Here is a 13,612-nt window from a genome sequence, read left to right as displayed (position 1 = left end):
CTGATCGGCTGGCCCCTCGCGGGCCAGGCGGTTAACATCGGGCACGGTCCTGTCTGACAGGCCGTGCCCTTTGTCTTTTTAAATTCCTCAGAATTCTTGCGTGGCCATGAACGAGATTACCCATCCCGAACAGCTCGACCTGCAGACTGCTTCCCTGAAGGTGCCGCCGCATTCCATCGAGGCCGAACAGGCCGTGCTCGGTGGTCTGATGCTGGACAACAACGCCTGGGAGCGGGTGCTGGATCAAGTGTCCGATGGCGATTTCTATCGACATGATCACCGCCTGATCTTCCGCGCCGTGCACAAGTTGGCCGATGCCAACCAGCCGTTCGACGTGGTCACCCTGCACGAACAATTGGACAAGGAAGGCCTGTCCACCCAGGTCGGCGGCCTGGCCTACCTGGCGGAGTTGGCCAAGAACACGCCGTCGGTGGCCAACATCAAGGCCTACGCGGCGATCATCCGCGAGCGTGCCACGCTGCGCCAACTGATCAGCATCAGCACCGACATCGCCGACAACGCCTTCAACCCCCAGGGGCGCAACGCCGAAGAGATCCTCGACGATGCCGAACGGCAAATCTTCCAGATCGCCGAAGCGCGGCCCAAGACCGGTGGTCCGGTCGGCGTCAATGAGCTGTTGACCAAGGCCATCGACCGTATCGACACCCTGTTCAACTCCGACAGCGACATCACGGGTGTATCCACCGGCTTCACCGACCTGGATGAAAAGACCAGCGGCCTGCAGCCGGCCGACCTGGTGATCGTCGCGGGCCGTCCGTCGATGGGCAAGACCACCTTTGCCATGAACCTGGTGGAGAACGCCGTGCTGCGCAGCGACAAGGCGGTGCTGGTGTACTCCCTGGAGATGCCCGGTGAATCGTTGATCATGCGTATGCTTTCCTCGCTCGGTCGCATCGACCAGACCAAGGTGCGCTCCGGCCAACTGGACGACGATGACTGGCCGCGCCTCACCTCGGCGGTCAACCTGCTCAACGACCGCAAGCTGTTCATCGACGACACCGCCGGTATCAGCCCTTCGGAAATGCGTGCGCGCACCCGCCGCCTGGCCCGCGAGCACGGCGAGATCGCGCTGATCATGGTCGACTACCTGCAGCTCATGCAGATCCCGGGCTCGGCCGGCGACAACCGCACCAACGAGATCTCCGAGATCTCCCGCTCGCTCAAGGCCCTGGCCAAGGAATTCAACTGCCCGGTCATCGCCCTGTCGCAGCTCAACCGCTCCCTCGAGCAGCGGCCGAACAAGCGCCCGGTCAACTCCGACTTGCGTGAATCCGGAGCGATCGAGCAGGACGCCGACGTGATCATGTTCGTCTACCGCGACGAGGTGTATCACCCCGAGACCGAGCACAAGGGGGTGGCCGAGATCATCATCGGCAAGCAGCGTAACGGCCCCATCGGCTTCGTGCGCCTGGCCTTCATCGGCAAGTACACCCGCTTCGAGAACCTCGCCCCGGGCATGTACAACTTCGACGACGACGAGTAACCCGCGCCGGCGGGTGGTACTTCGTCATCGCCATGAATCCGACCGCTATCGTCGGATTTGATCAAAATTTGTGCTATATTCCGCGCCCGCGATTTCCCTGCACATTAGAACCGGTCACTGACATGCAAGCAGCCAAACCACTCTACGACTATCCCAAGTACTGGGCCGAATGCTTCGGGCCAGCGCCGTTCCTGCCCATGAGCAGGGAGGAGATGGATCAGCTCGGCTGGGATTCCTGCGACATCATCATCGTGACCGGCGACGCCTACGTCGACCACCCGTCGTTCGGCATGGCCATCATTGGTCGCCTGCTGGAAGCCCAGGGCTTTCGCGTCGGCATCATCGCCCAGCCGAACTGGCAGTCCAAAGACGACTTCATGAAGCTCGGCGAGCCGAACCTGTTCTTCGGTGTCGCGGCCGGCAACATGGATTCGATGATCAACCGCTACACCGCCGACAAGAAGGTGCGCTCCGACGACGCCTACACCCCAGGCGGTCTGGCCGGCAGCCGTCCCGATCGCGCCAGCCTGGTCTACAGCCAGCGCTGCAAGGAGGCCTACAAGCATGTGCCGATCGTGCTCGGTGGCATCGAGGCCTCGCTGCGCCGTATCGCCCACTACGATTACTGGCAGGACAAGGTTCGCCACTCGATCCTGATCGACGCCTGTGCCGACATCCTGCTGTTCGGCAACGCCGAGCGCGCCGTGGTGGAAGTGGCCCAGCGCCTGTCCGGTGGCGAGAGCATCGAGTCGATCACCGATGTGCGCGGCACCGCCTTCGTGCGCCGCGACACGCCGGAGGGCTGGTACGAAATCGATTCCACGCGCATCGACCGTCCGGGCCGGGTCGACAAGATCATCAACCCCTACGTCAACACCCAGGACACCCAGGCCTGTGCCATCGAGCAGGCCAAGGGCGAGGTGGAAGACCCGAACGAAGCCAAGGTGGTGCAGATTCTCGACAGTCCGCGGGTGACCCGCGAGAAGTCGGTGATCCGCCTGCCGTCGTTCGAGAAGGTGCGCAACGACCCGGTGCTCTACGCCCACGCCAACCGTGTGCTGCACCTGGAAACCAACCCTGGCAACGCCCGCGCCCTGGTGCAGAAGCATGGCGACGTGGATGTCTGGTTCAACCCGCCGCCCATTCCCATGAGCACTGAGGAAATGGACTACGTGTTCGGCATGCCCTACGCCCGTGTGCCGCATCCGGCCTACGGCAAGGAGCGCATCCCGGCCTACGAGATGATCCGTTTCTCGGTCAACATCATGCGCGGCTGCTTCGGCGGCTGCACCTTCTGCTCGATCACCGAGCACGAAGGCCGCATCATTCAGAACCGCTCCCACGAGTCGATCCTGCACGAGATCGAGGAGATGCGTGACAAGGTGCCGGGCTTCACCGGCGTGGTCTCTGACCTCGGCGGCCCGACCGCCAACATGTACCGCATCGCCTGCAAGAGCCACGAGATCGAGAAGCACTGCCGCAAGCCGTCGTGCGTGTTCCCCGGCATCTGCGAGAACCTCAACACCGACCACAGCTCGCTGATATCGCTGTACCGCAAGGCGCGGGCGTTGCCTGGGGTGAAGAAAATTCTGATCGCCTCGGGCCTGCGTTACGACCTGGCGGTGGAGTCGCCTGAGTACGTGAAGGAACTGGTGACCCACCATGTCGGCGGCTACCTGAAGATCGCTCCGGAGCACACCGAGCGCGGTCCGTTGGACAAGATGATGAAGCCGGGCATCGGCACCTATGACCGCTTCAAGCGCATGTTCGAGAAGTTCTCCAAGGAGGCGGGCAAGGAGCAGTACCTGATCCCGTACTTCATCGCAGCCCATCCGGGTACCACCGACGAAGACATGATGAACCTGGCCCTGTGGCTCAAGGGCAACGGCTTCCGTGCCGACCAGGTGCAGGCTTTCTATCCATCGCCCATGGCCTCGGCCACGGCCATGTACCACTCGGGCAAGAACCCGCTGCGCAAAGTGACCTACAAAAGCGAAGGCGTGGAGATCGTCAAGAGCGACGAGCAGCGCCGGCTGCACAAGGCGTTCCTGCGTTATCACGATCCCAAGGGCTGGCCGATGTTGCGCGAAGCGCTGACGCGCATGGGCCGCGCCGATCTGATCGGTCCGGGCAAGCATCAGCTGATCCCGCTGCACCAGCCGCAAAGCGACAGTTACCAGAGCGCGCGACGCAAGAACTCCACGCCTGCCGGCAGTCACAAGGTGGCCAAGGAACAGAAGATCCTGACCCAGCACAGCGGCCTGCCGCCGCGCGCCAGCGATGGCAGCAAGCCGTGGGACAAGCGTGAGAAAGCCAAGGCCGAAGCGTTCGCCCGTAATCAACAGGCGGCCAAGGAGCGCAAGGAAGCGGCCAAAGGCGGCAAGGGCGGCAAAGGCAAGAAGCCGCGTCAGCCGGTGATTCCGCGCTGATCCACCTGCCAAGGGCTGCCTCGCAGCCCTTTTTCAGTCCCGTGAAGGCGTCGCATCACTCCGGCCGGGCAAACTCGTAAAGCGCCGCGCCTGTAGCCCCGCATGCATAGGCGGCCAACAGGCCGCGCATGAAATTTCCTAAATTCATCGCACTCGCTCCTAAATGATGGGTTGTCCCATCGTCTATCAAGCAGGCATGATGTGCTCTTAGAAATTTTGTATACAATCCATTGAACAATGCTACTGGCTGGCCTATTGATAGCCCTTGACCCATGTCAGCAAGGGCCTGGTCGGTTTCAGGCAGTCTGGCAATGGATAACCCTCGCCAAGGAGATTCACGATGTTTGCGAAAGCTGTAGCGGTATCCCTGCTGACCCTCGCCAGTGCCTCTGTCTTCGCCGCCGAGTGCTCGGTCACCGTCGATTCCACCGACCAGATGAGCTACAACACCAAGGAATTCACGGTCGACAAGAGCTGCAAGGAATTTACCGTCAAGCTGACCCACTCCGGCAACCTGCCGAAGAACGTCATGGGTCACAACCTGGTGATCAGCAAGACGGCCGACATGCAGGCCATCGCCACCGAAGGCATGAGCCAAGGCCTGGACAAGGACTACATCAAGGCCGACAACGCCGCGATCATCGCCCACACCAAGCTGATCGGCGCGCCGGAAAAAGAGACCGAGGTGAAGTTCGACACCTCCAAGCTGGAAGCGGGCGGTGACTACAGCTTCTTCTGCACCTTCCCAGGCCACGTGACCATGATGAAGGGCAAGGTGGTGGTCAAGTAAGCCACGCGCTGTACCGTTGAAATCGTCGGGGCCGCTCTGCGGCCCCGCTGTTTTACGGGGCTGCGCAGAGAGAGTTGCACACGCTCATCAATCTGGAATAATGCATCTCATTCTCAGTTCAAGCCTCGCCTGTGCGGGCATCCGAGGAATGGGGTCGATGCCAGAAAGCCAACAGCAGGCGCATTTCAGTACGCTCTACGGCGAGCACAACACCTGGCTCAAGACCTGGCTGTTGCGCCGCCTTGGTTGCCGGGAGGTCGCTGCCGACCTGGCCCAGGACACCTTCGTCAGGGTGCTGAGCAAGGGCCTTTCTCCTCGCATCGAGCAGCCCCGCGCCTTTCTCTCCACCATCGCCCATAGCCTGTTCGTCAATTTGCTGCGTCGGCGCCAGCTCGAAGCCCGCTACCTCGAGGCACTGGCCCAGCTCCCGGAGGCCTGTGCGCCTTCGCCTGAAGAGCGCTGGCAACTGTTCGAGGCACTGCAGGCGCTCGATACCCTGCTCGACGGTCTGCCCGCCAAGGTACGAAGCGCTTTGCTGATGTGCCAGCTCGAAGGCCTGACCCATGAACAGATCGCGGCCAGGCTGGGCGTTTCGAAAAGCTCGGTACGCCAGTACATCGCCCGTGCCTTGCTGCACTGCATGACTCACGCGCCCGAGGCGTGCCCGGCATGACCGAGGCCACTTGCCCGCATCAGGCCTTGGCACAGCGCCAGGCTGCCGACTGGTTCGCGCTGTTGTCGTCCGGCGAGGCCGGTGAGCACGAGCGGCGCCAGTGGCTCGACTGGCGCCAGGCCGCGCCGGTGCACGAGGCGGCCTGGTGTCAGGTAGAGGAGGTGGTGTCACGTTTCCAGAGCCTGCCGCCGGCCCTGGCACAGCACACCCTGAACGCCCCGGCGCTGGACCGGCGCGCCGCGCTCAAACTGCTGGCCACTTTGCTGGCCATTGGCGGGGCGGCCGCTGCGGGAATGCGCAGCGAGTTGGCCCAGCAGACCTTCGCCGACCTGTCGACCGGGGCCGGCGAGCGCCGTAGTTGGACCTTGCCTGACCATACCCACCTGCACCTCAATGCCCGCAGCGCGGCCAGCGTGCAGTTCGAGGGACGACGGCGCCAGATACGCCTGTATTCGGGCGATTTCATGTTCCAGGTGCAGGGGCGATCGGATCTGCACCCGCTGCAGATCACGACCGAGCATGGGCGCGTCGAGGCCGAGGCGGCGCGCTTCATGGTCAGCCAGCGTGCCGGCCGCGTGGCGGTATCGCTGTTCGAAGGCGCGCTGCGGCTGCAACCGGATACGGCGCCCTGGCAAGCGTTGGGTGCCGGCCAGTCGGCGCTTCTGCAGCCAGGCCGGGGCGTGTCGTTGGGCCCGCTGCAGCCGCAGGTCGCGGCCTGGGAGCGGGGCCTGGTGTTCGCCGAAGGCATGCCGCTGCGGCACTACCTGGCTCAGTTGGCGCCTTACCGCACTGGACTGTTGAGCTGCGACGCGGTCGCCGGCCGCCTGCGCGTCTCGGGTGTCTTCAGCCTCGATCACAGCGATCGGCTGCTGGCGCAGTTGCCGGACATCCTGCCGGTACGGGTGCGCTACTTCTCGCGCTATTGGGTACGGGTCGAAGCGCTCGGCTAGCCAAGCGCAAAAAAAAACCGCTCAGCGCCTGACACTTTTGCCGTTTCGCTTGGCATTGAAAGTGCGACTCATCAACTGGAGCACTTGCGGTGAACACCCCCTTCAAACCTTTTCCTGCCCACTTGTCCCCCCTACGGCGCAGCCTGCTGGCCTGCCTGATGCTGTGCTTGCCTTTCGAGATGGCCCGCGCCGCCTCGGTGACCCGCGAGCAGGATGCCGCACGGCAGATGGAGATCGCCGCATCCTCGCTCGACCGGGTGCTGTCGAGCTTCGCCGCAGCCCAGGGCGTCACCTTGCTCTACGACACGCGTCTCACCGAGGGCCTGAAAAGTCCGGGCTTGTACGGGCGCTACGGGGTCATCGACGGATTCTCCACGCTGCTGCGCGGCACCGGCCTTGAACTGATCGGCCACGGCAGCGACTTCAGTGTGCAGCGCCGCGCCGCCACCACCTTGGAGGACACTCAGGTCCAGGATTCGCGCCTGACCCTGGGTAGCACCACCGAGCACAGCGGTTCCTACACCACTGGCAGCCTGGGCGTGGCCACCCGTCTGCCGCTGTCGATTCGCGAGACGCCGCAGTCGGTGAGCGTGGTCACCCGCACGCGCATGGACGATCAGGGCATGACCCGCCTGGAAGACGCGTTGCAGCAGGTGACCGGCGTCAATGTGATGTATGAGAGCGCCGACCAGGTGCGTTTCTACTCCCGCGGCTTCGCCATGGACAACGTGCAGGAGAATGGCGCCAGTTCGTCGTTTCAGGGCAGCGTGCCGGGCATGGGCTCGGCCGAAGCCTCCAGCGATTCCCCGGACCTGGCCATCTATGACCGGGTCGAGGTGCTGCGCGGTGCTTCCGGCCTGACCCAGGGCACCGGTGAGCCGGGCGGCACGGTCAACCTCGTGCGCAAGGCGCCTACCCACGACTTCCAGGCCTCGACCCGCCTCAGTGCCGGCTCATGGGACCGTTACCGCAACGAAATCGATGTGTCCGGTCCGCTCGATGCACAAGGCAACCTGCGTGGCAGGGTGGTGACGGTGTATCAGGACGGCAACTCGTTCATCGACCACGTCGGCACCGATCGGCAATTGCTGTTCGGCACCCTGGCCTACGATTTCACCCCTGACACCACCCTCACCACCGGCTACACCTGGCAGAAGTCGCACATCGTGCCCAACCTCTATGGCGTGCCGATGGCCACCGACTACAGCAGCCTGCCGCTGTCGCGCTCGACCTTTCTCGGTGCGAGTTGGAACAGCATGACCTACGAGAAGCACAACACCTTCGCCGAACTGGAGCATCACTTCGACCCTGACTGGACCCTCAGTGCGTCGCTCAACTACACCGCGACCCAGGGCGATGGCCAGTTCATCGGCGTCTTCGGCAATGGCGTGGCCGGGGTTGGCCGCGACGGTCTGGCGCGGCTGAACAACGTCATTCACCGCGACAACGCTGGCGACCAATACGCTGGCAATCTGAACCTGACCGGCCGTTTCGACCTGCTCGGCCGCAGTCACGAGGTGGTGCTGGGCGGGGACTATCAATTGGAGCATTACGACAATCGCGTCGGCATTCTGGCCAACACCGCGCGGGTGGATGTGTACCGCTTCGACCCCTCCAGCCTGGCCAAACCGCACGTGCCGTACCGCAGTCGCTATCGCTACGACAACTATCAACGCGGCGCTTATGTCGCCACGCGGTTGAACCTGAGTGACGACCTCAAGCTGATCCTGGGCAGCCGTTACAGCGGGTTCTACTTCAACTTCCGCTCCCAGAGTCTGGCCACCGGCCGCGAAACGCGCTCGCCGTACCGCGAAGACGGCCAGCTCACGCCTTATGGCGGCCTGATCTGGGACTTGGACGAGCACCTGTCCTGGTACGCCAGCTACACCAGCATCTTCAAGCCGCAGAACCTGGTGGACGAGTCCAACTCACCGCTCAAGCCCATCGTCGGCAGCAACTACGAGACCGGCCTCAAGGGCAGCTACTTCGAGGGCGGGCTGAATGTGTCGGCTGCGCTGTATCGCATCCTTCAAGAGAATCGCGGCATCGACAACGGTAATCCAGCGTGTGTGGATAACTGCAACGAAGCGGCGGGCAAAGTGCGCAGCCAAGGTGTGGAGCTGGAGGCTTCCGGTGCCTTGAGCGAGCGTTGGCAGGTGTATGCGGGCTATACCTTCAGCCGCAGCGAGTATCTGGACGATGCGTCGACCAGCATCAAAGCCGGTGATCCCTATGCACAATGGTTCCCCAAACACCTGCTGCGCCTGTACACCGACTATCGCCTGGCCGCAGGCGGCGATCGCTGGAGCATCGGCGGCGGCCTGAGCAGCCAGAGCAGCACCGACACCACCCGCAACATGTACCAGGGTGGCTACACGCTGTTCAGCGCCAACCTGGCGTACCGGCTGGATTCGCACACCACCGTCAGCCTGGTGGGCAACAACCTCACCGACAAGGCCTACTACATCCCGGTGTCCAATCGACACCGCGGTGGCAACAACTTCTACGGCGATCCGCGCAATGCCACCCTGACGGTGACCTGGACCTACTGAGTGGCCAGTCGGCTCACGGCAAGCGCCACGAACAGGCTGGCCAGTCGCGCGCCTCAGGGGGCGTAGGGCTGCTCGCGCTTGTGCTGGGTCTTGCGGTAGGTGGCGACGATGATGTCGAACGCCTCCTGTCGCACCGGCTGGCCCTGCAGGAAGGCATCGATCTCTTGATAAGTGACGCCGTGGGCCGCTTCGTCGGGCTTGCCCGGCTCCAGGTCTTCGAGGTCGGCCGTCGGCACCTTCTCCACCAGCGACTCGGGCGCGCCAAAGTGGCGAGCGATCGCCCGCACCTGATTTTTCACGAGTCCCGCCAGTGGGGTGAGGTCGCAGGCGCCATCGCCGAACTTGGTGAAGAAGCCCATCACCGCTTCGGCCGCGTGGTCAGTGCCGATCACCAGGCCCGCACGGGCGCCGGCGAGGGTGTACTGGGCGACCATGCGGGTGCGCGCCTTGACGTTGCCGACCACGAAGTCCACCAGGGTGGGCGAGCCGTGCTTCAATTCTTCCACTTCGGCGGCCAGGGCCTTCACCGCCGGGGCGATATCGACGGTATGCACTTCGTCGGGCTTGATCACCGCAAGGCAAGCCTGGGCGTCGTGCTCGTCATGCTGCACCTGGTAGGGCAGGCGCACGGCGATAAAGGTGTAGGCCTTGTCACCGGTTTCACTGCGCAGCTCGGTGATGGCGCGCTGGGCGAGCAGGGCGGCGGTCAGCGAATCGACGCCGCCGCTGATGCCCAGCACCAGTGTCTTGAGCCGGGCGTTGGCCAGGCAGTCCTTGATGAAGGCCACACGCCGGGCCACTTCCTGCTCGAGCGCGGCGGCGTCGGCGAAAGGCGGCTGCACCTTGAGCGCCTGGGCAATTTCCTGCTGGACGGCTTGCATGGGTTACTCCTTGCTGGGGACTTTGAATACGTGACGCAGGTAAGCGACGAAATTGTCGTCGCGGCATTGGGTCTTGGCCGCCTCGTCGGAGATCTTCGCCACCGGCGAGCCGTTGCAGTCGGTCATTTTAAGCACGATGCTCATCGGCGCCACGCCCGGTATGTCGCAGGTCAGGTTGGTGCCGATGCCGAAGCTGACGTTGATCCGACCGCGCAGGGCGCGGAAGATGCCCAGGGCGCGGGGCAGGTCCAGGCCGTCGGAGAACACCAGGGTCTTGGTCATCGGATCGATGCCCAGCTTGCGGTAGTGGGCGATGGCTTTTTCCGCCCAGGCCACCGGCTCGCCGGAATCGTGGCGCAGGCCGTCGAAGAGCTTGGCGAAATACAGGTCGAAGTCGCCGAGAAACGCATCCATGGTGATGCAATCGGTCAGGGCGATGCCCAGCAGCCCGCGGTACTCGCGAACCCAGCAGTCCAGCGCGGCGATCTGACTGTCGATCAGCCGTGGACCGAGCTGCTGGTGGGCCATGATCCACTCATGGGCCATGGTGCCCAGCGGCTTGATGTCCAGCTTCCAGGCCAGATCGACGTTGCTGGTGCCAACGAAACGCCCAGGGAAGTCGTCGCGCATCATGCGCACCACCTGCTCCTGCACGCGGCTGGAGAAGCGCCGGCGGGTGCCGAAGTCGGCGACCTGCAACTGGCTCAATTCCTCCTCGCTGGCATTGCTACGCAGCCAGTCGAACTTGCGCTGCAACTGCTCGCTCGCCGCACTCAGTGGCATTTGCGGGTGCAGGTGACGGTTGCGCATCTCGCTGATGATCGCCAGCAGCGGCACTTCGAACAGGATCACATGCAGCCAGGGGCCACGCAGGCGCAGGAACAGTTGGTCATGCTCGATGCCCAGGTGCAGGTAGCGCAGGTTGAAGCGGAACAGGCGCAGGAAGCGCAGGAAGTCGGGCTTGAGAAAGCTGATGCGTTCCAGGAACTGCATCTGGCCGTCATCGAGGGTCAGGTCGGCCAACTGTTCGATCTGCTGGCGGATTTCGCTCAAGTAAGGCCGCAGGTCCTCGCCGTTGCGGCAGCGGAATTCCCATTCCACGTCGGCGTCCGGGTAGTTGTGCAACACGGCCTGCATCATGGTGAGCTTGTAGAAATCGGTGTCGAGCAGGTTGTGCACGATGCGCTCAGCGAATGCGCTCTCGCTCATTGAATGGCTCCAGGGCGGCGATTGGCGCTCATTGTGCCAGGGTTCGGCGACTGCGCGGGAATGGAAGCAGAGGTTGCGGGTTGGGTCACAGCCTTGAAACGGTGCCTGTCTGTAGCACTCGTGCACCAGCGGTGTGCACTTCGGTGACGTCGCACCGTTACGCGCAGGTTGCACATGGGTGCCTGTGCTGGTTGCAATGATGGCACCCATGGGTTGCGCCTGGCTGGCGAGGGAGGTGGCGCTTCGCCGGTGTTAGACGGTTGCACGGTCAATAAAGAAGCGTCCTACATGGCGTGGGGCGTTGTCTGAGGCAGCTCCTGTTCCGTCAGATAAAACCGATGGCACGGCCCTTGCTCGGAGCATCGTGTTGATGAAGTTGTAGTGCCAACTAAAAAAACTCTAGGAGCACCACCTCATGTCGCAGACGTTTTACAAGAAAGGTTTCCTGGCACTGGCCGTGGCAACGGCACTGGGTGTTTCTTCGTATGCACAAGCCGACGTGAAGATCGGCGTGGCGGGCCCGATGACCGGGGCCAACGCAGCGTTTGGCGAGCAATACATGAAAGGTGCGCAAGCGGCGGCCGATGTGATCAACAAGGCCGGCGGCATCAATGGCGAGCAGATCGTGCTGGTCAAGGGCGACGATGCCTGCGAGCCGAAGCAGGCGGTGGCCGTAGCCAACCGTCTGGTCGATCAGGACAAGGTGATCGGTGTGGTCGGACATTTCTGCTCCTCCAACACCATCCCTGCCTCCGAGGTGTACGACGAAGCCGGGGTGATCGCCATCACGCCAGGTTCGACCAACCCGCAGGTCACCGAGCGTGGCCTGTCGGCGATGTTCCGCATGTGCGGTCGTGACGACCAGCAGGGTATCGTCGCCGGCAACTACATCGTCGATGTGCTCAAGGGCAAGAAGGTCGCCGTGCTGCACGACAAGGACACCTATGGCCAGGGCCTGGCGGACGCGACCAAGGCGCAACTGGAGAAGCGCGGCGTCAAGCCGGTGCTCTACGAGGGCCTGACCCGTGGCGAGAAGGACTTCAGCGCCGTGGTGACCAAGATTCGCGCGGCCGGTGCCGATGTGGTGTATTTCGGCGGCCTGCACCCGGAAGCCGGCCCTCTGGTGCGCCAACTGCGCGAGCAGGGCCTGAAGGACGTGGCATTCATGTCCGACGACGGCATCGTCACCGACGAACTGGTCTCCACCGCCGGCGGCGCCCAGTACACCAAAGACGTCTACATGACCTTCGGCGCCGACCCGCGCCTGCTGCCCGACAGCAAGGCCGTGGTCGAGGAGTTCCGCAAGGCCGGCACCGAGCCTGAAGGCTACAACCTCTACGCCTACGCTTCGCTGCAGGCACTGGCTGCGGCCTTCAACGGCGCCAAGTCGAACAAAGGCGAAGACGCTGCCAAGTGGCTCAAGGCCAACCCGGTCAAGACCGTCATGGGCGAGAAGAAGTGGGATGCCAAGGGTGACCTGACCGTCTCCGACTACGTGGTCTACCAGTGGGATGCCAACGGCAAGTACCACCAGCTCGAAAAACAACAATAACAACGGCCGCGGCTCGGTCGCCTGAAGGCGCCGGGCCTGGCTGCGCGGTGTCCGTACTTTATCCGTAGATCTGCACAGTCCTGCGCGGCGAGGGTCGTGTCACCCTTGCCCCCGCCGTGGTCGGCGCTCGTGCAATCTCGACAGGTGAGATTGCGTTATGGATGGGATTTTCCTGCAGCAACTGATCAACGGCCTGACCCTCGGGTCGGTCTATGGTCTGATCGCCATCGGCTACACAATGGTCTATGGCATCATCGGCATGATCAACTTCGCGCACGGCGAGGTGTACATGATCTCCGCGTACCTCGCGGCGATCAGCCTGGCATTGCTGGCCTACTTCGGCATCGAGTCCTTCCCGCTGCTCATGCTCGGCACGCTGTTGTTCACCATCGTCGTCACCGGCGTCTATGGCTTCACCATCGAGCGCATCGCCTACAAGCCGCTGCGCAACTCCACCCGCCTGGCGCCGCTGATCAGTGCCATCGGCATTTCGCTGATCCTGCAGAACTACGCGCAGATCAGCCAGGGCGCTCGCCAGCAAGGCGTGCCGACCCTGCTCGAAGGCGCCTGGCGCGTCGACATCGGCAGTGGCTTCGTCCAGCTCACCTACACCAAGGTGTTCATCCTGGTCGCTGCGTTCGCGGGCATGGCCCTGCTCACCTACATCATCAAGTACACCAAGCTCGGGCGCATGTGCCGGGCCACCCAGCAGGACCGCAAGATGGCCTCGATCCTGGGTATCAACACCGACCGGGTGATCTCCTATGTGTTCGTCATCGGCGCGGTCATGGCCGCGTTGGCCGGTGTGCTGATCACCTTGAACTACGGCACCTTCGACTTCTACGCCGGCTTCATCATCGGCATCAAGGCCTTTACCGCCGCGGTGCTCGGTGGCATCGGCTCGCTGCCGGGGGCCATGCTCGGCGGGATCATCCTGGGCATCTCCGAGTCGCTGTTCTCGGGGCTGATCAACTCCGACTACAAGGATGTGTTCAGCTTCTCGCTGCTGGTGCTGATCCTCATCTTCCGTCCACAAGGCCTGTTGGGCCGCCCACTCGTGGCCAAGGTGTGA

At 63.3% G+C, this 13,612-nt stretch carries 10 protein-coding genes; 8 read left to right on the top strand and 2 right to left on the bottom strand.

Annotated elements, in window-relative coordinates:
* Positions 1-106 precede the first annotated feature (106 nt).
* The 6 genes from dnaB to ACK2SD_RS21810 all read left to right on the top strand — a co-directional run bounded on the left by dnaB (position 107) and on the right by ACK2SD_RS21810 (position 8,898).
* On the top strand, positions 107-1,504 hold the full coding sequence (gene dnaB, locus ACK2SD_RS21835) for a replicative DNA helicase (protein WP_342649833.1): 1,398 nt from the start codon (positions 107-109) through the stop codon (positions 1,502-1,504).
* A gap of 122 nt (positions 1,505-1,626) precedes the next feature.
* Entirely contained in the window at positions 1,627-3,933 is a 2,307-nt protein-coding gene (locus ACK2SD_RS21830) for a YgiQ family radical SAM protein (protein WP_412460826.1), read from the top strand.
* Between the two features lie 340 nt (positions 3,934-4,273).
* Complete coding sequence (gene azu / locus ACK2SD_RS21825; protein ID WP_029612761.1) at positions 4,274-4,723, top strand: azurin; 450 nt, start codon at positions 4,274-4,276, stop codon at positions 4,721-4,723.
* A gap of 157 nt (positions 4,724-4,880) precedes the next feature.
* A complete protein-coding gene (locus tag ACK2SD_RS21820) occupies positions 4,881-5,396 on the top strand; it encodes a sigma-70 family RNA polymerase sigma factor (protein WP_412460825.1) in 516 nt (171 codons plus the stop codon).
* Complete coding sequence (locus tag ACK2SD_RS21815) at positions 5,393-6,346, top strand: FecR domain-containing protein (RefSeq protein WP_412460824.1); 954 nt, start codon at positions 5,393-5,395, stop codon at positions 6,344-6,346. The genes ACK2SD_RS21820 and ACK2SD_RS21815 overlap by 4 nt, the downstream gene beginning before the upstream one ends.
* An 89-nt stretch (positions 6,347-6,435) precedes the next feature.
* Positions 6,436-8,898: a TonB-dependent siderophore receptor gene (locus ACK2SD_RS21810; RefSeq protein ID WP_412460823.1), complete on the top strand. Its 2,463-nt coding sequence runs from the start codon at positions 6,436-6,438 to the stop codon at positions 8,896-8,898.
* Positions 8,899-8,951: 53 nt separating this feature from the next.
* On the opposite strand, the gene nadE is transcribed toward ACK2SD_RS21810, so the two are convergent.
* Together nadE and pncB are read right to left on the bottom strand one after the other, a co-directional pair.
* The gene (gene nadE / locus ACK2SD_RS21805; protein ID WP_029612756.1) at positions 8,952-9,779 is read right to left on the bottom strand and encodes an ammonia-dependent NAD(+) synthetase; all 828 of its coding nucleotides are present in this window, start codon (positions 9,777-9,779) and stop codon (positions 8,952-8,954) included.
* Between the two features lie 3 nt (positions 9,780-9,782).
* Positions 9,783-10,988 carry a nicotinate phosphoribosyltransferase gene (pncB, locus tag ACK2SD_RS21800; protein WP_039582888.1) on the bottom strand — a complete coding sequence of 402 codons (1,206 nt, stop codon included), beginning with the start codon at positions 10,986-10,988 and terminating at the stop codon, positions 9,783-9,785.
* A gap of 415 nt (positions 10,989-11,403) precedes the next feature.
* On the opposite strand from pncB, the gene ACK2SD_RS21795 reads away from it, so the two are divergent.
* Entirely contained in the window at positions 11,404-12,540 is a 1,137-nt protein-coding gene (locus ACK2SD_RS21795) for a branched-chain amino acid ABC transporter substrate-binding protein (RefSeq protein WP_412460822.1), read from the top strand.
* Positions 12,541-12,697: 157 nt separating this feature from the next.
* The gene (locus tag ACK2SD_RS21790) at positions 12,698-13,612 is read left to right on the top strand and encodes an ABC transporter permease subunit (RefSeq protein WP_029612753.1); all 915 of its coding nucleotides are present in this window, start codon (positions 12,698-12,700) and stop codon (positions 13,610-13,612) included.

The organism is Pseudomonas sp. SC11 (assembly GCF_047039205.1).
GTDB classification, from domain to species: domain Bacteria; phylum Pseudomonadota; class Gammaproteobacteria; order Pseudomonadales; family Pseudomonadaceae; genus Aquipseudomonas; species Aquipseudomonas boreofloridensis.
This window is presented reverse-complemented; position numbering and strand designations above follow the sequence as displayed.